Consider the following 24150-nt stretch of genomic DNA (forward strand, 5'->3'; position numbering starts at 1 on the left):
CTACCGGGCACTACCGGCGTGGTCGGCCCGCACCCGTCAGCTGATATCCGACCGGTATCCCAATGTGCTGGTGTGGACAGAAGTTGTGACGGGTGTCACTACTTTCCGTCGAGTACCGCCTTCATCACGCTCTTGGCGATAGGTGCGGCCAGACCGCCACCGGAGATGTCGTCCCGGTTGGCGTTGCCGTCCTCGACCACCACGGCCACAGCGACCGGGGAGCCGCTGTCGGTCTTGGCGTACGAGATGAACCAGGCGTACGGCTTCTCGCTGTTGTTGAGGCCGTGCTGCGCGGTACCGGTCTTGCCACCGACAGTGACGCCGTCGATCTGCGCGTTGGTTCCCGTGCCGTCCTCGACCACGGTCTCCATCATCTGCTGCACCTTCTGGGCGTTCTCCGCCGAGAGCGGCTGGCTGAGCTGCTCCTTCTCGTGCGTGTAGATGACGTCCAGGTTGGGGGCCTGACGTTGGGCGACCATGTACGGCTGCATGAGCTTGCCGTCGTTGGCGATCGCGGACGCCACCATGGCCATCTGGAGCGGAGTGGCACGGTTGGACGCCTGGCCGATGCCCGCCATGGCGTTCTGCGGCGGGTTGTCCTTCGGGTAGACGCTGGCGTCGGCCCGGACCGGAGTGAAGACCTCTTCGTCGAAGCCGAACTTGTCGGCCTGTTCGATCATCTTCTCGTTGCCGAGGTCGTCGCTCATCTTGCCGAAGACGGTGTTGCAGGACCAGCGCAGGGCTTCCCGGAGCGAGGCGTCCTTGCAGGGGATGTTGCCCTCGTTCTGCAGCAGGTTGGTGGACTGCGGGAGGCGCCAGGGCAGCGGGGAGTCCGTCTTCGCGTCGATGTCGGAGTAGAGGCCGTTCTCCAGCGCCGCTGCGGCCGTGACGACCTTGAACGTCGAGCCGGGCGGGTAGGTCTCCCGCAGGGCCCGGTTCAGCATCGGCTTGTCCTTGTCGGCCAGGAGCTTCTGCCGGGCGTCGGAGTCCTTCATCGAGTTGCCGGCGAAGACCGAGGGGTCGTACGAGGGCGTGCTGGCCAGCGCCAGGACGGCGCCGGTCTGCGGGTCGAGCGCGGCCACGGCGCCCTTCTTGTCGCCCAGCCCCTTGAAGGCGGCCTTCTGCGCGGCACCGTTGAGGGTGGTGACGATGTTCCCGCCGCTCTTCTTCTCACCGGTGAACATCGAAAGGGTCCGGTCGAAGAACAGGTCGTCGCTGTTACCGGTGAGGATGCCGTCCTCGATGCTCTCCAGCTGCGAGGAGTCGAAGGCCTGCGAGGAGTAGCCCGTCACGGGGGCCCACATGGGACCGTTCTTCCAGACGCGCTTGTACGTGAAGTCGCTGTCCGTGGTCTCGACCGAGCCGGTGACGGGTTCGCCGTCGACGATGATGTTGCCGCGCTCGTGGGCGTAGCGCTCGATCTGGACGCGGCGGTTGTGCTCGTTCCCGTTGAGCTCGTCGGCACGGACGTACTGGAGGTAGTTGGTGCGGACCAGCAGGGCGAGGACGAGGATGCCGCAGAACATGGCGATTCTGCGGAGCGGCTTGTTCACGGTCGGACCACCTGGGTCATCTCGGCGTCCGATGACGGTGCGGGGGCCGGAGCGGGACGCCGGGCCGTGTCGCTGATCCTGATCAGGATGCCGATGAGGGCCCAGTTGGCGATGACGGACGAACCACCCTGCGCGAGGAACGGCATGGTCATACCGGTCAGCGGGATGAGCCCCATCACGCCGCCGGCGACGACGAAGACCTGGATGGCGAAGGAGCCGGAGAGGCCGATCGCCAGGAGTTTGCCGAACGGGTCGCGGGCGGCGAGTGCCGTACGGACACCGCGCTCGACGATCAGGCCGTAGACGAGCAGGACCCCCATCATTCCGGCGAGGCCGAGCTCCTCCCCGACGGTGGCGAGGATGAAGTCGGAGTTGGCGGCGAAGCCGATCAGGTCGGAATTTCCCTGACCGAGGCCGGTGCCGAGGGTCCCGCCGGACCCGAAGGCCATCAGGGACTTGGCCATCTGCTCGCTGGCGGGGATCGTGCCCCAGCCCGCGAACGGGTCGAGCCAGGCGGTGACGCGGTCCTGCACGTGTGGTTCGAACGAGGCGACACCGACGGCGCCGGCCCCGGACATCAGCAGACCGAAGACGATCCAGCTGGTGCGCTCGGTGGCGACGTACAGCATGACGACGAACATGCCGAAGAACAGCAGCGAGGAACCCAGGTCCGTCTCGAAGACCAGGATGAGGATCGAGAACGCCCAGACCATGAGGATCGGCCCGAGGTCACGGCCGCGCGGGAGGTAGAGGCCCATGAAGCGGCGGCTGGCCAGGGCCAGTGCGTCTCGCTTGACCATGAGGTAGCCGGCGAAGAACACCGCGATGACGATCTTGGCGAACTCTCCCGGCTGGATCGTGCCGACGCCCGGGATGTTGATCCAGATCTTGGCGCCGTTCACGGCGGGGAAGAACATCGGCAGGATCAGCAGGATCAGCGCTACGACCATGGAGATGTAGGTGTAGCGCTGCAGGATGCGGTGGTCCTTGAGTGCGACGAGGACGCCGACCATCAGGGCCACGCCGACGGCGGAGAAGATCAGCTGCTTGGAGGCCGCGGGAGCGAACGTCTTGAGTGCCTGGAAGCGTTCCGACTGGTCCAGGCGCCAGATGAACGCCAGACCCAGCCCGTTCAGCAGCGTCGCCAGCGGCAGCAGCAGCGGGTCCGCGTACGGGGCGAATCTGCGGACGGCGAGATGAGCTATTCCGCCGAGCAGAGCGAGGCCGAGCCCGTACCCGAGCATGCCGGCGGGCAGTTCGCCGTTGAGGGCGAGGCCCACGTTGGCGTACGCGAACACCGAGATCAGAACGGCGAAGGCGACCAGCGCCAGCTCGGTGTTACGGCGGCTCGGCGCGTCGATCGCGCCGATGGTGGTGGTGTTGGTGACAACGCTCATGTGCTGAAGGCCCCCTACGGCTTACTGCTTACCGCACTGCAGGGCCAGCTTCTTCTCTTCCTCCGAGAGGCTGGGGCCGGGAGTGGGAGTCGCGGTCTTGGTCCCCTTGGCGGGAGACGTGGCTGACGTGCTGTCGGAGGCGTTGCCGGTCTCGCTCTTGTCCTTGGCGGCATTGCTGTCCGCCTCGGCAGCGCGGCGCTGCGCGTCCTTCTCGCAGGCGGAGGCCTGTGCTTCGAGCTCGCTGATCTTCTTGCGGGCGTCGGTGAGGTTGCCCTGGGAGATGGTCTCCTCGACCTTCTTGCGCCAGTAGGGCGGGAGGTACTTCAGTTCGATCTTGGTGTCCTCTTCGACCTTCGAGAGGGACACCCAGGCGAGGTCCTGGCTGATTCCGCGGAACAGCGCGACGTTGTCGTCCTTCGCGCCCACGTAGAACTGCGTCTGGGTCCAGCGGTACCCGCCGTAGACGCCACCGCCGATGACGGCCAGCGCGAGTACGACGTAGAACGAGCTCTTCAGCCACCTGTGGCGGCTGCGGGGCTTGACGAAGTCGTCGTCGGCGTACGCGTTGAAGGCGCCGTCCGGTCCGGAGCCGTAGCCCATGTCGTCGCCGCTGCCGGGCGGGCCGAAGCCTCCGGCCGGCGGCGGCACGGGGCGGCCGAGGCCGGCCGCGCGTCCCGCCGGTGTCTCCATGGCCCGGCCGTCGTTCGCCTGGGCGGCCTGGTTCTCGGCGACTGCGCCGACGATGACCGGGGTGTCGTTGAGCTGCCCGGCCAGGGTGTCGTTGCTGTCGACGTCCAGGACGTCGGCGACGATGCAGGTGATGTTGTCGGGACCACCGCCGCGCAGGGCGAGCTGGATCAGGTCCTGGATGGTCTCCTGAGGGCCCTGGTAGCTGGCCAGGGTCTCTTCCATCGTCTGGTGGGAGACGACGCCGGAGAGTCCGTCCGAGCAGATCAGGTAGCGGTCACCGGCGCGGACCTCCCGGACGGAGAGATCGGGCTCCACGTGGTCGCCGCTGCCCAGCGCCCGCATCAGCAGGGAGCGCTGCGGGTGGGTGGTGGCCTCCTCCTCGGTGATCCGTCCCTCGTCGACGAGGCGCTGCACCCAGGTGTGGTCCTGGGTGATCTGCGTCAGGACGCCGTCACGCAGGAGGTAGGCGCGCGAGTCGCCGACGTGGACGAGGCCGAGACGCTGACCGGTCCAGAGCAGGGCCGTGAGCGTGGTGCCCATGCCCTCAAGCTGGGGGTCCTCCTCGACCATGACGCGCAGCTGGTCGTTGGCCCGCTGGACCGCGGTACCGAGCGAGGTGAGGATGTCGGAGCCCGGGACGTCGTCGTCGAGCTGCACGAGCGTGGAGATCACCTCGGAGCTGGCGACCTCTCCGGCCGCCTGGCCGCCCATGCCGTCGGCGATGGCGAGAAGGCGGGGGCCGGCATAGCCGGAGTCCTCGTTGCCTTCCCTGATCATGCCCTTGTGCGATCCGGCGGCGAAGCGCAGGGACAAGCTCATGCGCACCTCGCCCGTCGGTTCGGGGTACAGCCGGTCTCGAGCCACACTGCCCACCCTCCGGTCGGGAGCCGGGCCGGGTCCGTCGTCAGGACCGCGGCGGCTCGCTCGCTCCGCTCGCTCATTGTCGTACTACTTCCGCAGCTCGATGACGGTCTTGCCGATGCGGATCGGCGCGCCCAGCGGAACAGGTGTCGGGGTGGTGAGCCGGGTCCGGTCGAGATACGTGCCGTTGGTGGACCCGAGATCCTCGACGATCCACTGGCCGTCACGGTCCGGGTAGATCCTGGCATGCCTGCTGGACGCGTAGTCGTCATCCAGCACGATCGTTGAATCATGCGCCCGGCCCAGGGTGATGGTCTGGCCCTGGAGCGCGACGGTGGTGCCGGTGAGAGTGCCTTCGGAGACGACCAGCTTGGTGGGTGCCCCGCGGCGCTGGCGCCCGGACTGCTGGCGCTGCTGAGGCGGCGCTGCTTGCTGTTGGCGCCCCTGCTGCGGGCGGGCGTCACCGGCAGTGCGGCGTGAGCCGCGCTGCGTGACGCGCGTACCGAACAGGTCGCTGCGAATGACCTGGACGGCCACGATTACGAATAGCCACAGAACAGCTAGGAAACCTAGCCGCATGACCGTCAGGGTCAGCTCTGACATTGCCCCCGCTTCACCCTTCGGCTTGCCGGTAAACGATGGTGGTGCTGCCCACGACGATCCGCGAGCCGTCGCGGAGCGTAGCGCGGGTGGTGTGCTGCCCGTCCACCACGATGCCGTTGGTGGACCCGAGATCCTGGATCGTCGAGGGCGTTCCGGTCCGGATCTCACAGTGCCGGCGCGATACGCCGGGGTCGTCGATCCGCACGTCGGCTTCGGTGCTTCGTCCCATCACCAACGTCGGGCGGGAGATCTGATGGCGGGTGCCGTTGATCTCGATCCAGCGCCGTACCTGGGCGTCCGGAACAGCACCGGACGCGGCGGGCGGGCGCCAGTCGCTGGAAGGGCCCCCGGAGCGCCCCGCACCCGGCGGCGGGGCCGCGGGCATGGGCGGGGCGGAAGCCGGCGGGTAGCCGTAACCGCCCTGCCCCTGAGGGGCGTCGGGACGGTTCGGCTGGGCATGAGGAGCGGGGCTCTGCTGGCCCTGCTGTGACGAACTCGACGCCAGGGTCCGGCTGCGTACGCGGTAGAGACCCGTGTCGAGGTCGTCCGCCTTCTCCAGGTGGACCTTGATCGGCCCCATGAAGGTGTATCGCTGCTGCTTGGCGTAGTCACGTACGAGGCCGGACAGCTCGTCGCCGAGCTGGCCGGAGTACGGGCTGAGCCGCTCGTAGTCCGGGGTGCTGAGCTCGACGATGAAGTCGTTGGGCACAACGGTCCGCTCACGGTTCCAGATGGATGCGTTGTTGTCGCACTCACGCTGGAGGGCTCCCGCGATCTCGACCGGCTGCACCTCGGACTTGAAGACCTTGGCGAAGGTGCCATTGACCAGACCTTCGAGACGCTGCTCGAAACGCTTCATGACTCCCATGGGGCACCTCCTCCGGTGTCGTCATCCCTGTACTGCTTGCTGATCGTATCCACGCGTCGGGAAATCGGCTGGTTCCCCTTGTCTGCACAGTGGATGAGTGTCACCTCTCACACGGATCGTAGAGGTGGCCTCCTGACAGTGTCCCGCACTCCGGGTGCACTCAGGAGGAGTGGGGCCGGGCTTTCCGCGTTCCCGGTTCCCCTGGTGGGTCCGGCGAAACAACGGATGTGATTCCACCCTGTCCAGCGTGCTAATCTTCCGAATGTCGCCAGGCGCTCGCACCACACACACGGTGAGAGAGTCTGAAAACACCACTCATGCGCGAGTGGCGGAACGGCAGACGCGCTGGCTTCAGGTGCCAGTGTCCTTAGGGACGTGGGGGTTCAAATCCCCCCTCGCGCACAACGGGCAGTCGCTGGCGATTGCCGGGTTGGTTCGACAGAACCCCCGCACCGGAGAGATCCGGTGCGGGGGTTCTTCGTTGTGTGGATCTTTCTGTGGCCCAAGACGCGCGTGCCGTTTCACGTGAAACGTCGGATCCACGCCGTAGAGGTGCTTTGTGCGGCCCGTCTGTGAGGGGTCGCTCAGGCGGCGAGACGTGCTGCCAGGGCCTTGGCCTTCTCTGCTGCGTCGGTGAACGCCTGGGTGCGGGATGCGTCGGCGAGAGGGATGAGCTCGGCCATCTCGGGCTTGGAGTGGGCCAGCGTCAACTCCGGGACGATGAAATCGACCTCGGCCCCCAGCATGCCCGTCAGCACCTTCTCCAGGTAGTTCTGGACGAACTCGAAGTCCTCGCGCGGGGTCCCGGGGGCGTACGAACCGCCGCGGCTGGCCACGACGGTGACGGGCGTGCCGGTGACGGGGCTGCCCGGGCCCGCGTTGTGGCCGACGATGATCACTTGGTCCAGCCATGCCTTCAGGGTGGACGGGATCGAGAAGTTGTACATCGGCGCGCCGATGAGAACGGCGTCCGCGGCAGCCAGCTCGGCGGCCAGCTCCCCGCGCAACGTGTCCTCGGCGCCGGCGGCTACGGCCGGGGCGTCCAGGTGAGGCAAGGGGTTTGCGGCGAGATCGCGGTATATGACCTCTCCGTCGGGGTGCTGCTCGCGCCATGCCGTGGCGAAGGCGGCGGTGACCTCACGGGACGTGGAGCCCTGAGGGAAGACGGCGGAGTCGAGGTGCAGGAGCGTAGCCATGGGGATTCTCCGTGAAAGTTCGGGTGAGCGGCTCGGTGTGGACGATGTGGGCTCGCGGGTGCCAGCCGTGGGTCCAGTGAGCGCGACTTGTTTTCAGTGCGTACCTATTAATAACATAGTCCCTTACTTTTCATAAGCCTCGTACTGTGGCGCAGTACTCTGGGGGCATGGCGGATCACAGCGAACAGGCCTGTCGGCAGGTGGATGCGAGCATCACTCGCGTCTTCGAGCTGTTCGGGAAGCGCTGGACGGGCCCGATCGTCTCGGTGCTGATGCGGCAGCCGGTGCACTTCGCGGATCTGCGGCGGGCGATTCCGGGTATCAGTGAGCGGATGCTCTCGGACCGGCTGTCCGAGCTGGGCGTGGCCGGACTCGTGGCGCGCGAGGTCGATGAAGGGCCCCCGCTGCGGGTCGCGTACCGGTTGACGGAGGCCGGCGCGGCCATGGAGCCCGCGCTGAAGGAGCTGGGGCAGTGGGCGGATGCCTATCTGGAGGGGCCAGGAGGCTGCTGACCGCTGTCGGTCCGTAGCGCAGCGCATACGCCGCGAGCTGCGCGAGACCGTCCGATTCCGAGGGTGCCGGCAGGTCGGCTCCCGAGTTGTCCACAGGGGCAGACGGTTGTCACGGGACGGCTGTACCGTCATCCGCAGTTGATGTTGGTCGGTCGGACGGAACGGCTGGACGAGGGCGGGGGAGGCGGCGCTCCATGGGCGAGGTCGAGGCGACGGTGCCGGTACAGCGGGCGGCAGGGGAAGGACGCATTCCGTTCGTTCGCGGCTTCGCGCGACGGGTGGCCGGCGGGGTGCGGCCTTCCGGGCCCGGGGCGACGTCCCCGAAGGCGGCCGGTAAGGCGCTGAGGCTCGAGGTACCCCGGTCCGCGCACAGTTCTCTGGCCCTGCCCGCCGGGAGGCCGGACGCGATTCAGGCGGTCGAGCAGTCGAACCGTGGGCGGGTGCCTGGCCTGACACCGATACGGGTAGGACGGATGGCGGCAACGCCGTTCGCGTTTCTGCGCGGCTCAGCCGGATTGATGGCACATGACCTGGTGGGCACCCCGGTCACCGGGGTGGGTGCCCAGCTCTGCGGTGACGCGCACGCGGCCAACTTCGGTCTGTACGGCGATGCGCGCGGGAACCTGGTCATGGATCTCAACGACTTCGACGAGACCGCGTTCGGTCCGTGGGAGTGGGACCTCAAGCGGCTCGCCACCTCGCTGGTGCTCGCGGGCCGGGAGGCGGGTGCGGACGAGGTCACCTGCCGGCAGGGCGCGTACGACACGGTGGGTGCCTACCGGCGCACGATGCGCTTGCTGGCCGGCCTGTCCGCACTCGACGCCTGGAACGCCATCGCGGACGAGGAGCTCGTCTCGCACACCGACGCGCGGGATCTTCTCGGCACACTGGAGCGGGTCTCCGCCAAGGCGCGCAACAACACGAGTGCCCGCTTCGCCGCCAGGTCCACGGAGGAATGTGAGGACGGCGGTCGCCGTTTCGTCGACGCACAGCCCGTGCTGCGCCGGGTGCCCGACGCGGAGGCGGCGGCCGTCGCGGCGGGGCTCGAGGGCTACCTCGGGACGATCTCGGAGGACAGGGTTCCGCTGCTGGCCCGCTATGCGATCCACGATGTGGCGTTCCGCGTGGTCGGCACGGGGAGCGTGGGGACCCGGTCCTACGTGGTGCTCCTGCTCGACCACCGTGGCGAGCCACTGGTCCTGCAGGTGAAGGAGGCCCGTCCCTCCGCGCTCTCCCCCTATCTCCCGCAGGTCGGCTTTGAGGTGCCGGACGGGGTGCACGAGGGACGGCGGGTGGTGCTCGGACAGAAGCGGATGCAGGTGGTCAGCGACATCTTGCTCGGCTGGGCCGAGGTCGACGGCAGGTCGTACCAGGTACGCCAGTTCAGGAACCGCAAGGGCAGTGTGGATCCGGCAGCGCTCGCGGCGGACCAGGTGGACGACTACGGGCGGATGACCGGGGCGCTGCTGGCCCGGGCCCATGCGCACAGCGCCGATCCCCGGCTGCTCGCGGGTTACTGCGGGAAGAACGCCGAGCTGGACGCGGCGGTGGCCGATTTCGCGGTGACGTACGCGGACCGGACGGAGGCGGATCACGCCGAGCTCGTCCGGGCCGTCCGAGCCGGGCGGATAGCCGCCGAGCTCGGCGTCTGAGCGGTTCTACGGCCACCGCGTGTCTTCGCGGCACGGGCCGTGGCCATACGCTGGACGGGTGACCCACGAAGCCGCCGGGGTGCCGACCACCCGGAACGACGAAGACCGGCAGAACCAGGACCGGCAGGACGAGCCGCAGCACGCGCACGATGCGTCGCAGGCGGGTTCCGCCGCCGGGGACGCGGCGGCGGGTGAAAGCGGTGCTCCTCGGCCCGAGGAGCGTCTCGCCAAGGCTGTACGGGTTGCCGAGCAGGCCCTGATCGAGTTCGAGATCGCGGTGGAGACCTTCCGGGTCGAGGTGGAGAACTTCTCCCGGCTGCACCACCAGAAGCTCGGCCCGATGTACGCACGTCTTGACGAGCTCGATGCGCAGATCGCGGAGGCGCGGGCCGCGAAGACCGGCGATCCGGAGGATCTGCGCAAGGCCCAGGAGGCACGGGCGATCGTCATGCCGATGCCTGGCGTCGACGAGCTCTTCCACGACTGGATGGATTCGGACGGGCTCTCGCCCGAAGCCTCGGCCATGCTCACCGAGCAGCCCGTTCGGCCGCCGAAGCGGGTCAGGCCGGGCGAGGAGGCGCGCAAGCTCTACCGGGAGCTCGCCCGTCAAGCCCACCCGGATCTGGCGCCGGACGAGGACGAACGGACACGGCGGGACGAATTCATCGCTCGTGTCAACGCGGCCTACGGACGCGGCGACGTGGCCTTGCTGAAGGAGCTGGCCGCCGAGTGGGCCGCGGGGCCTGTGGCGCCGGAGCTGCAGCTGAGTGAGAGCGAAGAGCTCTACGCGCGGCTGGACTGGCTCAGCCGTCGTAAGGAGCTGCTGACGGTTCTGGCCAAGGAGCTGGAGGAGAGCGCGATCGGCTCGATGCTGCGGATGGCGCCGGACGACCCCGACCGGCTGCTCGACGACATCGGCGAAAAGCTTCTGGCCGATGTTTCTCAGCGTGAGGACGAGCTGGCAGGGCTGGTGCAGTAGCGTTTCGGATGACCTGGCGCGTACGTACGAGAGAAGGCATATCCATGAATTTCGCTCCGCTGCCCTCGGTGGACGTCGCGGCGGTGCCGTCCGACGGTTTCGTGCTGGACGTGCGGGAGGACGACGAGTGGGCGGCCGGGCATGTCGAGGGCGCGCTGCACATTCCCATGAGTGACTTCGTGGGCCGCTTCGGCGAGCTGACCGAAGCGGTCGACGACGGCCGTCGCGTGCATGTGATGTGCCGTGTCGGAGGCCGGTCCGCCCAGGTCACGCAGTACCTGGTGCAGCAGGGCATCGACGCCGTGAACATCGACGGCGGCATGCTGGCCTGGGACGGCGCCGAGCGCCCGATGGTCACGGAGAGCGGGAGCTCGGCTTTCGTCCTCTGACCGCCCTGGACGGGCGGGCACCGGCAGGTGCCCGCGCGCAGGGCATGAGGGGGTCCGTGCGCAGGGCGTGCGAGGCCGTCAGCGGTCGAAGTCGAGCTCGACTTCCTGGGTGACGGGGTGGGACTGGCAGGCCAGTACGAAGCCGGCTCCGGTCTCCTCCGGCTCCAGCGCGAAATTGCGGTCCATCCGCACTTCGCCCGAGACCAGGAAGGCCCGGCAGGTCCCGCATACTCCCCCCTTGCAGGCATACGGAGCGTCCGAACGGCTTCGCAGCATCGTGTCCAGCAGGGACTCGCCGTCCTGGACCGGCCAACTGCCCGAACGCCCGTCGAGCGTCGCCGTGAGCCTGCTTTCCGACGGCGTTGCTGCTCGGGTGGCCGCCGGCAGCGCCGTCCCCTCGTCGGCGACGTGGAAGATCTCCTGGTGGATGCGTGAACGGTCGGCGCCGAGTGCGCGCAGGGCCCCTTCCGCCCCCCGGACCAGGCCGAGCGGCCCGCACAGGAACCAACCGTCCACGTCGTGCACCGGCAGCAGCGCGGGCAGCAGCACGGAGAGCCGCTCGCGATCCAGCCGGCCCGAGGGCAGCCCGGCAGCCTGTTCCTCCCGGGACAGGGCGGTCACCAGCTGGAAGCGGTCCGGATAACGGTCCTTGAGGTCCGCCACCTCGTCGAGGAACATCGTCGACGCAGCCGTCCGGTCGCTGCGGATCAGACAGAAGCGCGCCAGGGGTTCCCGTGCCAGCAGTGTCGACGCCATCGACAGCACCGGTGTGATGCCACTGCCGCCGACGATCGCGGCGAAGCGGCCCGGACGCGGGTCGAGAACGAAACGGCCCATCGGAGCCATCGCCTCCACCTGGTCCCCGACGGCCAGCTCCTTGAGGGCGTACGTCGAGAACGCGCCCCCGTCGACCATGCGGATGCCCACCCGCAGCAACGGAGAGCCTGGCTGTTTCGTGGCGGGTGCGCAGATCGAGTACGACCGTCGGATCTCCTCGCCGCCGACGCGGTAGCGCACATTCAGGTGCTGACCGGGAGTGTGGCGGAAGGTCTGGCGCAGTTCGGACGGCACGGCGAAGGTGACGGCCACCGCGTCGTCCGTGATCCGTTCGATCGCGCTGACCCGGAGCAGATGGAACATCTACAACTCCTTGAAGTGGTCGAACGGTTCGCGGCAGGTCACACAACGGCGCAGCGCCTTGCACGCCGTGGAGGAGAACCGGCTCAGCAGCTCCGTGTCCGTGGAGCCGCAGTGCGGACAGCGCACTGAGAGCGTCAGCGGCACCGGCCCGCCCGGCCCGCCCGGTCCGCTCCCTGGACGTGGCGGCGCTATGCCGAACTCCGCGAGCTTGCGGCGACCTTCGTCGCTGATGTCGTCCGTCGACCAGGCCGGGGCGAGGACCGTGACCACGGACACCTCTGCCACGCCGTGGTCGTGCAGCACCCGCTCGATGTCGGCGGACATGGACTCGATGGCCGGGCAGCCGGTGTACGTCGGGGTGAGCCGCACGGTGACCTTGTCCGGACCGTCCACCCTCACACCGCGGAGCACACCGAGCTCGTCCAAAGTGAGGACCGGGAGCTCGGGATCGGGCACGGAGCCCGCCAGCCGGTGGAGCTCGGCTTCCAGCGGGGTCTCGGTGGTCACCATGACGCCCCCGGGTGACTGCGGTGCAGGTGCTGCATCTCGGCCAGCATCCGCCCGAACGGCTCCGTGTGCAGTCCCTGTCGGCCTGCGCCGGCAGCCCAGGCCCCGGACGAGGGGCCCGACGGGAGGGTCAGCGTGGCTTGCTCCACCACGGAGGTGACGGCGTCCAGCCAGCGGTCGTGCAGGGCGCGCGAGTCGACGTCGACTCCCTCGACGGGTTCGAACAGCTCGCCGGTGAACCGCCACAGGGCGTCCAGCGCGCGCTGCATGCGCTCATGGCTCTCCGCGGTGCCGTCACCCAGGCGCAGGACCCACTGCTCCGCATGGTCCCGGTGGTAGGCGACTTCCTTGACGGCCTTGGCCGCGAGATCCGTGAACTCGCCCTCGCCCGCCGCCAGCTCCTCGTACAACAGGTGCTGGTGAACGGAGAAGTAGAGCTGGCGGGCGATGGTGTGGGCGAAGTCGCCGTTCGGCTGCTCCACCAGCTGGACGTTGCGGAAGGCCCGCTCCTCACGGAGGTAGGCCAGCTGGTCCTCGTCCCCTACGAACGAGAGCAGCATCCTGGCCTGGCCCAGAAGGTCCAGGGCGATATTGGCCAGAGCCACCTCCTCCTCCAGCACGGGGGCATGCCCTGCCCACTCCCCCAGCCGGTGCGAGAGCACCAGCGCGTCGTCGCCGAGGGCGAGGGCCCCGGTCACAGGTGCTTCACCCCTTCCGGGATCTCGTAGAACGTGGGGTGGCGGTAGGGCTTGTCCCCGGCCGGTTCGAAGAACGAGTCCTTCTCGTCCGGCGAGGAGGCGGTGATCTCCGTCGAGGGAACCACCCAGAGGGAGACGCCTTCCGAGCGGCGCGTGTACAGATCGCGGGCGTTGCGCAGGGCCATCTCGGCGTCCGGTGCGTGCAGGCTGCCCGCGTGGGTGTGGGACAGTCCCCGTCGGGAGCGCACGAACACCTCCCACAAGGGCCAGTCGGTCGAGCTGCTCATGCGGTCGCCTCCACGGGCTCGGCGGACGCTCCGGTCGTACCGGGCCGTGCCGCGTGCTTGTCTGCGTATGCCGCCGCCGCGTCGCGGACCCAGGCGCCCTCTTCGTGGGCCGTACGCCGCTGAGTGAGCCGTTGCTCGTTGCAGGGGCCGTTGCCCTTGAGGACCTCCTGGAACTCCGTCCAGTCGATCGCCCCGTAGTCGTGCTGCCCGAGCTCCTCGTTCCACCGGATGTCGGGGTCGGGGAGGGCGAGTCCCAGCGCCTGTGCCTGCGGGACACAGATGTCGACGAAGCGTCGGCGCAGTTCGTCGTTGGAGTGCCGTTTGATCTTCCAGGCCATCGACTGTGCCGAGTGCGCCGAGGAGTCGTCGGGCGGACCGAACATCATCAGGGAGGGCCACCACCAGCGGTTCACCGCGTCCTGCGCCATCTCGTGCTGGGCGTCGGTGCCGCGGCTGAGCGCGAGCAGCAGCTCGTAGCCCTGGCGCTGGTGGAAGGACTCCTCCTTGCAGATCCGGACCATCGCCCGCGCGTACGGGCCGTAGGAGCAGCGGCAGAGCGGTACCTGGTTGGTGATCGCGGCACCGTCCACCAGCCAGCCGATCGCACCGACGTCCGCCCAGGTCAGCGTGGGGTAGTTGAAGATCGAGGAATAGCGCTGCCGGCCGGCGTGCAGTTTGTCGAGCAGCTCCTCGCGGCTGGTCCCCAGCGTCTCCGCCGCGCTGTACAGATAGAGGCCGTGCCCGGCCTCGTCCTGCACCTTTGCCATCAGGATGGCCTTACGGCGGAGCGAGGGTGCCCGAGAGATCCAGTTGGCTTCGGGCTGCATGCCGATGATCTCGGAATGGGCGTGCTGGGCCATCTGGCGGATCAGCGAGGCCCGGTAGGCCTCGGGCATCCAGTCCCGCGGCTCGATCCGGTCGTCCGCCGCCACCGTGGCGCCGAACGCCGCCAGGTGCTCCGCGTCCGCTTCCTCCGCCGTGCCTGTCCCCTGCGTCGTCTGGTCCGCAGTCACTGCCGCCATCCCGGGCTCCCTACCGACCGATCGTTCGGTTCCTTGACTTCAATGGTGGGTCGGAGGCCCGTAGGGTGTCAACCCTGTGGATAACTGAGCGATGATCGACGGTGATCGGGGCGGGATGGATGCGGACCACGGTGGGCGCAGCGGAAACGAGAACAAGCTCGCCTGGCCCGGTGTGACGAACCGCCCGCACGCGGATCAGGACGATGAGTCCGCGCCTGCGGGTCCACCACCGGCCGGGACGGTCCGCCCTCCGGACCCGGTCGCCGCGGCGCCTTCGGACCCGGTCGCCGCCGCGCCTTCGGACACCGTCCACAGCCCTGTCCCGGGGCCCGCCGGACGCCGCCCGGGCGGCGGTATGGCCGCGCTCTCGCTCCCGTACCAGATCCCCGCGGCGCTCGCGCTGTCCGTCATAGGCCTGTTCGCCTGCGCGCACATAGCCATGATCTTTCTGCACGTCGCGCCGTCCAACACGCTGACGAAGCAGCACGGCGAGGTGGTCGACGACTGGGTCTACCCCGAGTTCGAGCAGAACTGGAAGCTGTTCGCGCCCAATCCGCTCCAGCAGAACATCGCCGTGCACGTACGGGCCGAGTTGGCCGATGACGGCGCCGACGGCAGCAAGGTCACACGCTGGCTCAACCTCTCGCGTGATGACGGTGAGGCGATACGCGGCAATCTCCTCCCCAGCCACGTCGACCAGAACGAACTGCGCCGTGCCTGGGACTTCTACACCGGGTCCCACGACAGCGAGAACCGGCCTCACGGCCTCCGCGGTGAGCTGTCCGAGCGTTACATCCGCCGCATCGTCATGCTGCGCCTCGCCGAACACGGCTACGGCGGCACGGTCGAGCGCATCCAGGTGCGGTCCGCCGTACGCGCCGTCGGAGCCCCCGCGTGGAGCGACGAGAAGATCAGCACCCAGCCGGAGTACAGGGAGCTCCCGTGGTGGACCGTCGCCCCGTCCGATCTCCCCGGGACGGCCACGGCGGATCACGCGCCGCAGTCTCGGAAGGCCGAGAAATGAGCGCCCCCGCCCCGATCCGTGAGCACGCCGGTACCGCCGGCCATTCGCTCGCCCGCGCCGTCCAGCGCATCACGGCTTTCCCCCTCGGCGCCCACCAGAGCGCGGTCGTCCGGATCGGTGTGTCCGCCACCTGCCTGTTGTTCCTGCTGCGTGAGCTGCCCCACCGCCACGAGCTGTACGGCCCCGACGGTCCGTGGAGCTGGGACATGGCGCGCCGTCTCATCACCAACAACGACGCCTTCACCGTCCTGATGTGGTCGGACAGCACGCTGTGGTTCGAGACCGTGTACGTGCTCACGCTGGTATCGGCCGCGTTGCTGGTGACCGGCTGGCGGACCCGGGCCACGTCCGTCGTCTTCATGGCCGGGGTGCTCTCCCTGCAGAACCGCAGCATCTTCATGGGCGACGGCGGCGACAACGTCATCCATCTGATGGCGCTCTATCTGGTTCTGACGCGCTGTGCGCGGGTCTGGTCCCTGGACGCGCGCCGTGCGTCGCGGGACGCCGCACGGCGCGCGGAGGGAGGCAGGCCGGCCCGTGACGTCGTCGGGCGGGTCCTGTGGGCGGTACTCGGCTGTGTCCTTCTGCCCGCCACTCTCATGGGAGGCCTCGGCGGCACCTGGTGGCTGCCGTCCCTCCTGTGGGCACTGTGGCTGGGGAACGGGGGCTGGTGGGCCCTGAACCGGTACGCGCCCGACCATGAGATGCGCGCCCTCTTCGACGTCCTGGCCAACGTCGCCCACAACGCCGCGCTTTTCGTGATCATGGCCGAGGTGTGTCTGATCTACGCGACTGCCGGCTGGTACAAGATCCAGGGCTCCCGCTGGCAGGACGGCACCGCGATCTACTACCCGCTCAAGCTGGACTACTTCACCCCGTGGCCATGGCTCTCCGGCCTGCTCGCCTCCAGCGCCCTGGCGATCATGCTGCTGACGTACGCCACGGTCATCGTGCAGGTTGCCTTCCCCTTCACGCTGTTCAACCGGCGGGTCAAGAACGTCCTGCTGGTCCTCATGATCGGTGAGCACGCCGGTATCTCCGTCCTGCTGGGGCTGCCTTTCTTCTCCATGGCGATGATCGCCGCGGACGCCGTCTTCCTGCCGACGGTCTTCCTGGTGTGGCTGGGGCACAGGGTGTCGTTCTGCCGGCGCCGTCTGTTCGACCGGACGGTGGGCAGGCTCCGGCTCCCCGGGCAGCGGCGGGCAGCGCCGGGCGACGACGGGGAGGCCAGGCGCAGCGGCAGCGGCAGTGGCCATACGCTCGTCGGGTGACCAGCGAGACCGGCAGTACAGAAGAGCCCCGGGCGGCAGCCGCGCCCGACCCGACCGCGGAACCGATCCAGTACGACGACGGGTACGGCGCAGCCATCGGCGTAGGGCCGCACCCGCTGCCCTGGCCCGAGGGGGAGCGCTACGACCCCGAACTCCTCGCTCACGGTGACCGGCGCAACGTGGGTGACCCCTACCGGTACTGGACGCGGGAGGCGATCGTCGCCGATCTCGATCTGCGGCGGCACGACTTCCATGTGGCGGTGGAGAACTGGGGCCATGACTTCAACATCGGATCGGTGGTACGCACCGCCAACGCCTTCCTCGCGAAGGAGATCCACATCGTGGGGCGGAGGCGATGGAACCGGCGGGGGGCGATGGTGACCGACCGCTACCAGCATGTGCGGCACCATCCGGACACGGCGGACCTGACCGCGTGGGCCGAGGCCGAGGGACTGCCGATCATCGGGATCGACAACCTTCCCGGGGCTGTGCCGCTGGAGCGGACGGAGCTGCCGCGGCGGTGCGTGCTGCTGTTCGGGCAGGAAGGGCCAGGGCTGACGGAGGAAGCGCGCAAGCACGCCTCGATGGTGTGCTCGATCGCGCAATTCGGCTCCACGCGGTCGATCAACGCCGGTGCGGCGGCAGCGATCGCCATGCACGCCTGGGTGCAGAGGTACGCGGACATCCCGGACCCGCAGGGCCTGTAGCCGGAGGAGCGTGATCCACTCCACCGGCCACCGGTGCCTAGGCCTGGCGGCGGACCTCCACCACCCGGAATCGGTTGGACACGAAGGCCCCGTCGCAGAGCGCCGCGTTGGCCGCCGGGTTGCCTCCCGAGCCGTGGAAGTCGGAGAAGGCCGCCGTCTGGTTGACGTACAGGCCGCCGGTGAGATTCAGCGAGAGCTGAGCCGATTCGTCGAAGCAGACGTTCTCCACCGCGCGCTCCACCTCGGCGGAGGTGGTGTACGCGCCGACGGTCATCGCGCCCTTCTCGCGGACCGTACGGCGCAGGAGATCCAGCGCGTCAGCGGTCGAGTCGACGGCGACCGCGAAGGAGACCGGGCCGAAGCACTCCGAGAGGTAGGGCGCGCCGTCGTCGGGCTTGGTTCCGTCGAGCTTCACCAGAACCGGCGTACGGACCAGGGCGTCGGGGAATTCGGGGTTGGCCACCGGACGCGAGGCGAGTGCGACGTCCCCCAGGGCCGCGGCCCCTTCCAGCCGGGCCTTCACATCCGGGTTCACCAGGGCGCCGAGCAGCCCGTTGGCGCGGGCGTCGTCGCCGAGGAGCCCGTTCACCGCATCAGCGATGTCCGCCACCACGTCCTCGTAGGACTTGGTGCCGCCTTCGGTCGTGATGCCGTCGCGCGGGATGAGCAGGTTCTGGGGGGTGGTGCACATCTGGCCGCTGTAGAGGGAGAGCGAGAAGGCCAGGTTGGAGAGCATGCCGCGGTAGTTGTCGGTGGAGTCGATGACGATCGTGTTGACGCCCGCCTTCTCCGTGTAGACCTGGGCCTGCCGGGCGTTGGTCTCCAGCCAGTCGCCGAAGGCGGTGGACCCCGTGTAGTCGATGATCTTGATCTCGGGCCGTACCGCCAGGGTCTTGGCGATGCCCTCGCCGGGCCGCTCGGCAGCCAGGGCGACGAGATTCGGGTCGAAGCCCGCTTCAGCCAGGACCTCGCGCGCCAGCTGAACGGTGAGCGCCAGCGGCAGGACCGCACGCGGGTGCGGCTTGACCAGGACGGGATTGCCGGTGGCCAGCGAGGCGAAGAGGCCCGGATAGCCGTTCCACGTGGGGAAGGTGTTGCAGCCGATCAGCAGTGAGATGCCGCGCCCGGCCGCCGTGTACGACTTGTGCAGCTGCAGCGGGTCGCGCTTTCCCTGGGGCTTCGACCAGTCGGCGCTGCGCGGCGTGCGCGTCTGTTCCTCGTACGCGTAGGCCACGGCCTCCAGGCCGCGGTCCTGGGCGTGCGGGCCGCCCGCCTGGAAAGCCATCACGAACGCCTGCCCGCTGGTGTGCATCACGGCGTGGGCCAGCTCGTGTGTACGGGCACTGATCCGGGCGAGGATCTCCAGACAGACCAGGGCCCTCGTCTCGGGTCCCGCCGCACGCCAGGAGCCCATGGCGGCGCTCATGGCCGGCAGCAGGACGTCCGGGTCGGCGTGCGGGTACTCGACGCCCAGCTCGGGTCCGTACGGCGAGACCTCTGCGCCGGTCCAGCCGTCGGTGCCGGGCTGGCCCGGATCCAGCCTGGTGTTGAGCACGGCGTCGAACGCGGCCTTGCCCTCGGCCGCGCCGAGGCTGCCGGGGAGACCTCCCTCGCCGTAGGCCTTCGGGTGCTCGGGGTGCGGAGACCAGTAGGCGCGCGTGCGGATCGCGTCGAGGGCCTGGTCGAGCGTCGGACGGTGGATCTCGGACAGCTTCTCGGGGGAAAGCTCGGCGGCCATGACGGACCAACTCCTCGTCGAGCCGGGCAGGGACGTGCTGACGGAGTTAGAGTAACCGAACGATCGGTCGGGATAAGGGGCCCCAAAGAACCTGTGGACAACTCATGGGGGAGGATCGCGGTCATGACCACGGCCAAGCGGGACACGTACACCCCGGAGACACTCCTGACCGTTGCCGTCCGTGTCTTCAACGAGCGCGGTTACGACGGCACGTCCATGGAGCACCTCTCCAAGGCGGCGGGCATCTCCAAGTCGTCCATCTACCACCATGTGGCGGGCAAGGAGGAGCTGCTGAGGCGTGCGGTGAGCCGGGCGCTCGACGGGCTCTTCGGCATCCTCGACGAGACGGGGGCGATACAGGGGCGGGCGATCGCCCGGGTCGAGTACGTCACGCGCCGCACCGTCGAGGTGCTCCTGGCGGAGTTGCCGTACGTCACGCTGCTTCTCCGCGTACGCGGCAACACGCGGACGGAGCGATGGGCGCTCGAGCGACGGCGCGAATTCGACCAGCGGGTGTCCGAGCTGCTCAAGGCCGCGGTGGCGGAGGGGGATCTGCGTGCGGACGTGGACATACGCCTGGCGACCCGGCTGCTCTTCGGCATGGTGAACTCGCTGGTCGAGTGGTACCGCCCTCAGCCGGGCGGCTCCGCGGAGGCGGAGCAGCTCGCCGACACCGTCGTCCAGCTCGCCTTCGAGGGGATGCGGGCCGCCTGATCCTGAGCGGAGGACCGGGCTAGGCGAGCTCGGCCGGTCGGTCCGGGCGCGGGTCCAGGTCGGTCTCCTCGAACACCAGCAGGGTGCGGGTGGAGAGCACCTCGGGTATGGCCTGGATCCTGGTCAGGACCAGTTCGCGCAGCGCCTGGTTGTCCGGGGTGTGCACCAGGAGCAGTACGTCGAAGTCGCCGCTGACCAGTGCGATGTGGGTGGCGCCCGGGAGGGCCTGAAGCTGTTCGCGCACGGTGCGCCAGGAGTTCTGGACGATCTTGAGCGTGATGTAGGCGGAGGCGGCCTGCCCCGCCCGTTCGTGATTCACGCGTGCGCTGAAACCCCGGATCACGCCGTCCTCGACGAGCCGGTTGATCCGGGCGTACGCGTTGGCCCGCGAGACGTGCACGCGTTCCGCTACGGCGCGTATCGAGGCGCGGCCGTCCGTCCGGAGGATGCGCAGGATGGCGCGGTCGGTGGAGTCCAGCGGCCGTGGGGGTGGAGAGTGGCCCGGGTCCCCGCCCCCGGCGGCCATTTGTTCAGCTGCCATCTGCCCGCGCCTCCCTGTTGTGGACGACCTGCCTCTATCCCAGGCTGTGGAGAACCGTTTGTCCACAGGCTGAAGGTGCCTGTAGCCAAATTGCGCCCACGACCGAACAATCGGTAGGTGAGGCACACCACACCGTGCCCCCGTCCATGCCCCGACATTGCTGCAGATTTCGACACCCCTCGATAGATCTCGATGCCAGGAGGTGCTTGTCATGACGGTCCAGGAGCTGCCCGGCGCAGCCGCCTACCGGCCCACGCCGCCCCCGGCCTGGAAGCCGCTCACCGATCCCGCGCCGCTGCTCCCGGACGCCGAGCCGTACCGCGTGCTCGGTACGGACGCCGCGGCGGGCACCGACCCCGAGCTGCTGCTGAGGCTCTACGCAGAGCTGGTGCGCGGGCGCCGGTACAACGCGCAGGCCACCGCACTGACCAAGCAGGGCAGGCTCGCGGTCTATCCGTCGAGCACCGGCCAGGAGGCCTGCGAGATCGCGGCGGCGCTCGTGCTGGAGGACCGGGACTGGCTCTTTCCCAGCTATCGCGACACTCTCGCCGCGGTGGCACGCGGCCTGGATCCGGTCGAGGCGCTGACCTTGCTGCGGGGCGACCGGCATACCGGGTACGACCCGCGTGAGCACCGCATCGCCCCGCTGTGCACCCCGTTGGCCACCCAGTTGCCACATGCCGTGGGCCTGGCGCACGCGGCCCGCCTCAAGGGCGACGATGTGGTGGCCCTCGCGATGGTCGGCGACGGCGGCACGAGTGAGGGCGATTTCCACGAGGCGCTGAATTTCGCGGCCGTCTGGCGCGCCCCGGTCGTCTTCCTCGTACAAAACAACGGCTTCGCGATCTCCGTGCCCCTGGCCAAGCAGACCGCGGCGCCGTCCCTCGCCCACAAGGCCGTGGGGTACGGGATGCCGGGGCGCCTGGTCGACGGCAACGACGCGGTCGCGATGCATCAGGTGCTGGCCGAGGCGGTGGCACGGGCCAGGCGGGGCGGGGGGCCGACGCTGGTGGAGGCGGTCACGTACCGCATGGACGCCCATACGAACGCCGACGACGCCACGCGCTACCGCGGTGACAGCGAGGTGGAGGTGTGGCGTGCGCACGATCCGATCAGGCTTCTGGAGCGGGAGCTGACCGGGCGCGGGCTGCTGGACGAGGACGGCATCGGGACGGTGCGGGAAGCGGCGGAACGGATGGCGGAGGAGCTGCGGGAGCAGATGAACGCCGATCCGGTGCTCGATCCGATGGATCTGTTCACCCATGTCTACGGGGAGCAGACCGGGCAGCTGAGGGAGCAGGCCGCACGGTTGCAGGCCGAGCTGGACGCGGAGCACGCTGCGCACGACGAGTGCGGCACGGAGGGTGGGCGATGAGCACCGTTGCCGCGACGGCCGGTGAACGGACCGGCAGGGCCAGGCCGGCCACGATGGCGCAGGCCCTCGGGCGGGCGCTGCGCGACGCGATGGCGGAGGACCCGACGGTGCACGTCCTCGGGGAGGACGTCGGCACACTCGGCGGGGTCTTCCGCGTCACCGACGGCCTGGCGAAGGAGTTCGGCGACGACCGCTGTACGGACACACCGCTGGCCGAGGCGGGAATCCTCGGAGCGGCCGTGGGCATGGCGATGTACGGCCTGCGGCCCGTGGTGGAGATGCAGTTCGATGCCTTCGCCTATCCGGCGTTCGAGCAACTGGTCAGCCATGTCGCCAAGATGCGGAACCGGACCGGGGGCGCCATGCCGCTGCCGATCACGGTGCGGGTGCCGTACGGCGGCGGGATCGGCGGGGTCGAGCACCACAGCGACTCCTCGGAGGCGTACTACATGGCGACGCCCGGTCTGCACGTCGTCATGCCGGCCACGGTCGACGACGCGTACGGGCTGCTGAGGAAGTCGATCGCTTCCGACGACCCGGTGGTCTTCCTGGAGCCGAAGAGGCTCTACTGGTCCAAGGCCGACTGGTCGCCGGATACGCCCGCCCAGGTCGAGCCGATCGGGCGGGCGGTGGTCCGGCGCCCTGGTCGCAGCGCCACCCTGATCACCTACGGGCCGTCTCTCCCGGTGTGTCTGGAGGCAGCTGAGGCGGCGACGGCCGAGGGATGGGATCTCGAGGTGGTCGACCTGCGCTCGCTCGTGCCCTTCGACGACGAGACCGTCACCGCGTCGGTCCGCCGCACGGGGCGTGCGGTGGTCGTCCACGAGTCCTCCGGTTTCGGCGGTCCGGGCGGTGAGATCGCGGCGCGGGTGACCGAGCAATGCTTCCATCATCTGGAGGCGCCGGTCCTGCGCGTCGCCGGGTTCGACATTCCCTATCCGCCGCCGATGCAGGAGCGGCACCATCTGCCGGGCGTGGACCGGGTGCTCGACGCGGTCGCCCGCCTTCAGTGGGAGGCCGATAGCTGATGGCGCAGGTGCTCGAATTCACGTTGCCGGACCTGGGCGAAGGGCTGACCGAGGCCGAGATCGTGCGCTGGCTGGTGGAGGTCGGCGACGTCGTCGCCATCGACCAGCCGGTCGTCGAGGTCGAGACGGCCAAGGCCATGGTGGAGGTGCCCTGCCCCTACAAGGGCGTGGTCACGGCACGGTTCGGCGAGGAGGGCGCGGAGCTCCCGGTCGGGGCGCCGCTGCTGACGGTGGCGGTCGGGCCGGTGGAGCCGGGGACGAGGAACGGGGCTTCCGGAGAGCCCTCCGGAAGCCGTGCCGAAAGCGGGAAATCCGGCAATGTGCTGGTCGGCTACGGCACGGGGGCACCGGCTGCGCGCAGACGCAGGATCAAGCCCGGTCCGTTCCCGGGGACGGCCGCAACCACGGCCGCAACCACGGCCGCCACCACGACTGCGGCCCTGGCGGCCATGCCCGCAGCCCCGGCAGCCCCCACGACTCCAGCCCTCGGCGTGGTGGCACCGCAGGGGCCGGTGGCCGTCATTTCTCCACTGGTCCGGAAGCTGGCACGGCAGCACGGTCTCGATCTCCGACAGGTCACCGGCACAGGCCGGGACGGGCTGATCCTGCGCACCGATGTGGAGTCCGCGATCAAGGCCGTGGGAGAGGAGCGCCCTGCCGGTGCAGCCACGGTGGCCGTGCCGGAGCCGGGCACACCGGCCGAGCGGATCCCGCTGCACGGGGTCCGGGGCGCGGTCGCCGAGAAGCTGTCGCGCAGTCGGCGGGAGATTCCCGATGCCACCTGCTGGGTCGACGCCGATGCCACCGAGCTGATGGCGGCGCGGGCCGCCATGAACACCGCCGGTGGTGCCGCATCGGTGCCGAAGGTGTCGGTGCTCGCACTGCTGGCCCGTATCTGCACGGCCGCTCTGGCCCGGTTCCCCGAGCTCAACGCGACGGTGGATGCCGAGGCCCGGGAGGTCGTACGACTGCCCGGGGTCCATCTGGGGTTCGCCGCCCAGACGGAGCGGGGGCTGGTCGTACCGGTCGTCCGGGACGCGCACACCCGGAACGTGGAGTCGATCGGGGCGGAGATCACCCGGCTGACCGAGGCTGCCCGGAACGGGAAGCTGACCCCGGCGCAGCTCACCGGAGGGACCTTCACGCTGAACAACTACGGGGTGTTCGGCGTCGACGGCTCCACGCCGATCATCAACCACCCTGAGGCGGCGATGCTCGGCGTCGGCCGGATCGTACCGAAACCCTGGGTGCACGAGGGCGAGCTGGCGGTCCGTCAGGTCGTCCAGCTCTCGCTCACCTTCGATCACCGGGTCTGCGACGGCGGCACGGCGGGCGGCTTCCTGCGGTACGTGGCCGACTGTGTGGAACAGCCGGTGGTGATGCTGCGCACGCTGTAGC

The 24150-nt window shown here is 69.3% G+C and carries 24 protein-coding genes and 1 tRNA gene; 12 read left to right on the forward strand and 13 right to left on the reverse strand.

Translation table 11 applies throughout. From position 1 onward, the window contains the following. Window positions 1-98: 98 nt before the first annotated feature. The 5 genes from ACFYQ5_RS00685 to ACFYQ5_RS00705 all read right to left on the reverse strand — a co-directional run bounded on the left by ACFYQ5_RS00685 (window position 99) and on the right by ACFYQ5_RS00705 (window position 5972). A complete protein-coding gene (locus tag ACFYQ5_RS00685) occupies window positions 99-1553 on the reverse strand; it encodes a peptidoglycan D,D-transpeptidase FtsI family protein (protein WP_389191041.1) in 1455 nt (484 codons plus the stop codon). Then, window positions 1550-2950: an FtsW/RodA/SpoVE family cell cycle protein gene (locus ACFYQ5_RS00690; protein ID WP_389191044.1), complete on the reverse strand. Its 1401-nt coding sequence runs from the start codon at window positions 2948-2950 to the stop codon at window positions 1550-1552. The genes ACFYQ5_RS00685 and ACFYQ5_RS00690 overlap by 4 nt, the downstream gene beginning before the upstream one ends. A 21-nt stretch (window positions 2951-2971) precedes the next feature. Then, on the reverse strand, window positions 2972-4459 hold the full coding sequence (locus ACFYQ5_RS00695; protein WP_389191046.1) for a Stp1/IreP family PP2C-type Ser/Thr phosphatase: 1488 nt from the start codon (window positions 4457-4459) through the stop codon (window positions 2972-2974). A gap of 129 nt (window positions 4460-4588) precedes the next feature. Continuing rightward, window positions 4589-5104 carry an FHA domain-containing protein gene (locus tag ACFYQ5_RS00700; RefSeq protein ID WP_031090454.1) on the reverse strand — a complete coding sequence of 172 codons (516 nt, stop codon included), beginning with the start codon at window positions 5102-5104 and terminating at the stop codon, window positions 4589-4591. 10 nt (window positions 5105-5114) lie between these two features. Further along, window positions 5115-5972 (reverse strand): FhaA domain-containing protein, encoded by an 858-nt coding sequence (locus ACFYQ5_RS00705; protein WP_389191049.1) that lies wholly within the window; start codon window positions 5970-5972, stop codon window positions 5115-5117. Between the two features lie 319 nt (window positions 5973-6291). Here ACFYQ5_RS00705 and ACFYQ5_RS00710 point away from each other — a divergent pair. Beyond that, window positions 6292-6374, forward strand: a tRNA-Leu gene (locus ACFYQ5_RS00710). Between the two features lie 182 nt (window positions 6375-6556). On the opposite strand, the gene ACFYQ5_RS00715 is transcribed toward ACFYQ5_RS00710, so the two are convergent. Then, window positions 6557-7168: an FMN-dependent NADH-azoreductase gene (locus tag ACFYQ5_RS00715; protein ID WP_389191052.1), complete on the reverse strand. Its 612-nt coding sequence runs from the start codon at window positions 7166-7168 to the stop codon at window positions 6557-6559. Window positions 7169-7335: 167 nt separating this feature from the next. Between ACFYQ5_RS00715 and ACFYQ5_RS00720 the strand changes: the two genes are divergently transcribed. The 4 genes from ACFYQ5_RS00720 (at window position 7336) to ACFYQ5_RS00735 (ending at window position 10700) form a co-directional block, all read left to right on the forward strand. After that, window positions 7336-7680 carry a winged helix-turn-helix transcriptional regulator gene (locus tag ACFYQ5_RS00720; RefSeq protein WP_389191055.1) on the forward strand — a complete coding sequence of 115 codons (345 nt, stop codon included), beginning with the start codon at window positions 7336-7338 and terminating at the stop codon, window positions 7678-7680. Window positions 7681-7874: 194 nt separating this feature from the next. Continuing rightward, window positions 7875-9332, forward strand: a complete 1458-nt coding sequence (locus tag ACFYQ5_RS00725) for a DUF2252 domain-containing protein (RefSeq protein ID WP_389191058.1) — start codon at window positions 7875-7877, stop codon at window positions 9330-9332. A gap of 58 nt (window positions 9333-9390) precedes the next feature. Beyond that, window positions 9391-10311, forward strand: coding sequence for a J domain-containing protein (locus ACFYQ5_RS00730; RefSeq protein WP_389191061.1), 921 nt, complete (start codon window positions 9391-9393; stop codon window positions 10309-10311). Window positions 10312-10355: 44 nt separating this feature from the next. Continuing rightward, window positions 10356-10700, forward strand: a complete 345-nt coding sequence (locus ACFYQ5_RS00735; protein WP_389191064.1) for a rhodanese-like domain-containing protein — start codon at window positions 10356-10358, stop codon at window positions 10698-10700. Between the two features lie 78 nt (window positions 10701-10778). On the opposite strand, the gene ACFYQ5_RS00740 is transcribed toward ACFYQ5_RS00735, so the two are convergent. The 5 genes from ACFYQ5_RS00740 to paaA are packed head-to-tail and all read right to left on the reverse strand — an operon-like array spanning window position 10779 to window position 14354. Further along, window positions 10779-11840, reverse strand: a complete 1062-nt coding sequence (locus ACFYQ5_RS00740; RefSeq protein WP_389191067.1) for a 2Fe-2S iron-sulfur cluster-binding protein — start codon at window positions 11838-11840, stop codon at window positions 10779-10781. Then, a complete protein-coding gene (gene paaD, locus ACFYQ5_RS00745) occupies window positions 11841-12350 on the reverse strand; it encodes a 1,2-phenylacetyl-CoA epoxidase subunit PaaD (protein WP_389191070.1) in 510 nt (169 codons plus the stop codon). It abuts the gene before it with no gap. Further along, entirely contained in the window at window positions 12344-13045 is a 702-nt protein-coding gene (gene paaC, locus ACFYQ5_RS00750) for a 1,2-phenylacetyl-CoA epoxidase subunit PaaC (RefSeq protein WP_389191073.1), read from the reverse strand. The genes paaD and paaC overlap by 7 nt, the downstream gene beginning before the upstream one ends. Next, complete coding sequence (gene paaB, locus ACFYQ5_RS00755; RefSeq protein ID WP_031090474.1) at window positions 13042-13332, reverse strand: 1,2-phenylacetyl-CoA epoxidase subunit PaaB; 291 nt, start codon at window positions 13330-13332, stop codon at window positions 13042-13044. Before paaB ends, paaC begins: the two co-directional genes overlap by 4 nt. Continuing rightward, the gene (paaA, locus tag ACFYQ5_RS00760; protein WP_389191076.1) at window positions 13329-14354 is read right to left on the reverse strand and encodes a 1,2-phenylacetyl-CoA epoxidase subunit PaaA; all 1026 of its coding nucleotides are present in this window, start codon (window positions 14352-14354) and stop codon (window positions 13329-13331) included. Before paaA ends, paaB begins: the two co-directional genes overlap by 4 nt. 91 nt (window positions 14355-14445) lie before the next feature. Here paaA and ACFYQ5_RS00765 point away from each other — a divergent pair, with 91 nt between their 5' ends. From ACFYQ5_RS00765 to ACFYQ5_RS00775, 3 genes are read left to right on the forward strand one after another with little or no spacing between them, the layout of a single operon-like run. Beyond that, a complete protein-coding gene (locus ACFYQ5_RS00765; RefSeq protein WP_389191078.1) occupies window positions 14446-15378 on the forward strand; it encodes a DUF5819 family protein in 933 nt (310 codons plus the stop codon). Next, window positions 15375-16649, forward strand: coding sequence for an HTTM domain-containing protein (locus ACFYQ5_RS00770; RefSeq protein WP_389191081.1), 1275 nt, complete (start codon window positions 15375-15377; stop codon window positions 16647-16649). Before ACFYQ5_RS00765 ends, ACFYQ5_RS00770 begins: the two co-directional genes overlap by 4 nt. Next, entirely contained in the window at window positions 16646-17356 is a 711-nt protein-coding gene (locus tag ACFYQ5_RS00775; protein ID WP_389191084.1) for a TrmH family RNA methyltransferase, read from the forward strand. The genes ACFYQ5_RS00770 and ACFYQ5_RS00775 overlap by 4 nt, the downstream gene beginning before the upstream one ends. 37 nt (window positions 17357-17393) lie before the next feature. On the opposite strand, the gene paaN is transcribed toward ACFYQ5_RS00775, so the two are convergent. Then, window positions 17394-19094, reverse strand: coding sequence for a phenylacetic acid degradation protein PaaN (paaN, locus tag ACFYQ5_RS00780; RefSeq protein WP_389191087.1), 1701 nt, complete (start codon window positions 19092-19094; stop codon window positions 17394-17396). A 123-nt stretch (window positions 19095-19217) separates the two neighbouring features. Here paaN and ACFYQ5_RS00785 point away from each other — a divergent pair, with 123 nt between their 5' ends. Then, window positions 19218-19808: a TetR/AcrR family transcriptional regulator gene (locus ACFYQ5_RS00785; RefSeq protein WP_389191090.1), complete on the forward strand. Its 591-nt coding sequence runs from the start codon at window positions 19218-19220 to the stop codon at window positions 19806-19808. A 19-nt stretch (window positions 19809-19827) separates the two neighbouring features. Here ACFYQ5_RS00785 and ACFYQ5_RS00790 read toward each other — a convergent pair whose 3' ends face one another. After that, window positions 19828-20334: an Lrp/AsnC family transcriptional regulator gene (locus ACFYQ5_RS00790; RefSeq protein WP_389191920.1), complete on the reverse strand. Its 507-nt coding sequence runs from the start codon at window positions 20332-20334 to the stop codon at window positions 19828-19830. Between the two features lie 226 nt (window positions 20335-20560). Between ACFYQ5_RS00790 and pdhA the strand changes: the two genes are divergently transcribed. Genes pdhA through ACFYQ5_RS00805 form a run of 3 tightly spaced genes read left to right on the forward strand, consistent with a single transcriptional unit; the run spans window position 20561 to window position 24149 of the window. After that, window positions 20561-21724, forward strand: a complete 1164-nt coding sequence (pdhA, locus tag ACFYQ5_RS00795) for a pyruvate dehydrogenase (acetyl-transferring) E1 component subunit alpha (RefSeq protein ID WP_389191093.1) — start codon at window positions 20561-20563, stop codon at window positions 21722-21724. Continuing rightward, window positions 21721-22752: an alpha-ketoacid dehydrogenase subunit beta gene (locus tag ACFYQ5_RS00800; protein WP_389191096.1), complete on the forward strand. Its 1032-nt coding sequence runs from the start codon at window positions 21721-21723 to the stop codon at window positions 22750-22752. The genes pdhA and ACFYQ5_RS00800 overlap by 4 nt, the downstream gene beginning before the upstream one ends. Next, entirely contained in the window at window positions 22752-24149 is a 1398-nt protein-coding gene (locus tag ACFYQ5_RS00805) for a dihydrolipoamide acetyltransferase family protein (protein ID WP_389191099.1), read from the forward strand. Before ACFYQ5_RS00800 ends, ACFYQ5_RS00805 begins: the two co-directional genes overlap by 1 nt. Window position 24150 lies beyond the last annotated feature (1 nt).

It is taken from the genome of Streptomyces sp. NPDC005794, from assembly GCF_042871445.1.
Classification (GTDB): domain Bacteria; phylum Actinomycetota; class Actinomycetes; order Streptomycetales; family Streptomycetaceae; genus Streptomyces.

Coding starts and splice junctions, on each gene's coding strand:
- ACFYQ5_RS00690 (WP_389191044.1), bottom strand. CDS start 2,950: ATGAGCGTTGTCACCAACACCACCACCATCGGCGCGATCGACGCGCCG.
- ACFYQ5_RS00695 (WP_389191046.1), bottom strand. CDS start 4,459: ATGAGCTTGTCCCTGCGCTTCGCCGCCGGATCGCACAAGGGCATGATC.
- ACFYQ5_RS00700 (WP_031090454.1), bottom strand. CDS start 5,104: ATGTCAGAGCTGACCCTGACGGTCATGCGGCTAGGTTTCCTAGCTGTT.
- ACFYQ5_RS00705 (WP_389191049.1), bottom strand. CDS start 5,972: ATGGGAGTCATGAAGCGTTTCGAGCAGCGTCTCGAAGGTCTGGTCAAT.
- ACFYQ5_RS00715 (WP_389191052.1), bottom strand. CDS start 7,168: ATGGCTACGCTCCTGCACCTCGACTCCGCCGTCTTCCCTCAGGGCTCC.
- ACFYQ5_RS00720 (WP_389191055.1), top strand. CDS start 7,336: ATGGCGGATCACAGCGAACAGGCCTGTCGGCAGGTGGATGCGAGCATC.
- ACFYQ5_RS00725 (WP_389191058.1), top strand. CDS start 7,875: ATGGGCGAGGTCGAGGCGACGGTGCCGGTACAGCGGGCGGCAGGGGAA.
- ACFYQ5_RS00735 (WP_389191064.1), top strand. CDS start 10,356: ATGAATTTCGCTCCGCTGCCCTCGGTGGACGTCGCGGCGGTGCCGTCC.
- ACFYQ5_RS00740 (WP_389191067.1), bottom strand. CDS start 11,840: ATGTTCCATCTGCTCCGGGTCAGCGCGATCGAACGGATCACGGACGAC.
- paaD (WP_389191070.1), bottom strand. CDS start 12,350: ATGGTGACCACCGAGACCCCGCTGGAAGCCGAGCTCCACCGGCTGGCG.
- paaB (WP_031090474.1), bottom strand. CDS start 13,332: ATGAGCAGCTCGACCGACTGGCCCTTGTGGGAGGTGTTCGTGCGCTCC.
- paaA (WP_389191076.1), bottom strand. CDS start 14,354: ATGGCGGCAGTGACTGCGGACCAGACGACGCAGGGGACAGGCACGGCG.
- ACFYQ5_RS00765 (WP_389191078.1), top strand. CDS start 14,446: ATGATCGACGGTGATCGGGGCGGGATGGATGCGGACCACGGTGGGCGC.
- ACFYQ5_RS00770 (WP_389191081.1), top strand. CDS start 15,375: ATGAGCGCCCCCGCCCCGATCCGTGAGCACGCCGGTACCGCCGGCCAT.
- paaN (WP_389191087.1), bottom strand. CDS start 19,094: ATGGCCGCCGAGCTTTCCCCCGAGAAGCTGTCCGAGATCCACCGTCCG.
- ACFYQ5_RS00785 (WP_389191090.1), top strand. CDS start 19,218: ATGACCACGGCCAAGCGGGACACGTACACCCCGGAGACACTCCTGACC.
- ACFYQ5_RS00790 (WP_389191920.1), bottom strand. CDS start 20,334: ATGGCCGCCGGGGGCGGGGACCCGGGCCACTCTCCACCCCCACGGCCG.
- pdhA (WP_389191093.1), top strand. CDS start 20,561: ATGACGGTCCAGGAGCTGCCCGGCGCAGCCGCCTACCGGCCCACGCCG.
- ACFYQ5_RS00800 (WP_389191096.1), top strand. CDS start 21,721: ATGAGCACCGTTGCCGCGACGGCCGGTGAACGGACCGGCAGGGCCAGG.
- ACFYQ5_RS00805 (WP_389191099.1), top strand. CDS start 22,752: ATGGCGCAGGTGCTCGAATTCACGTTGCCGGACCTGGGCGAAGGGCTG.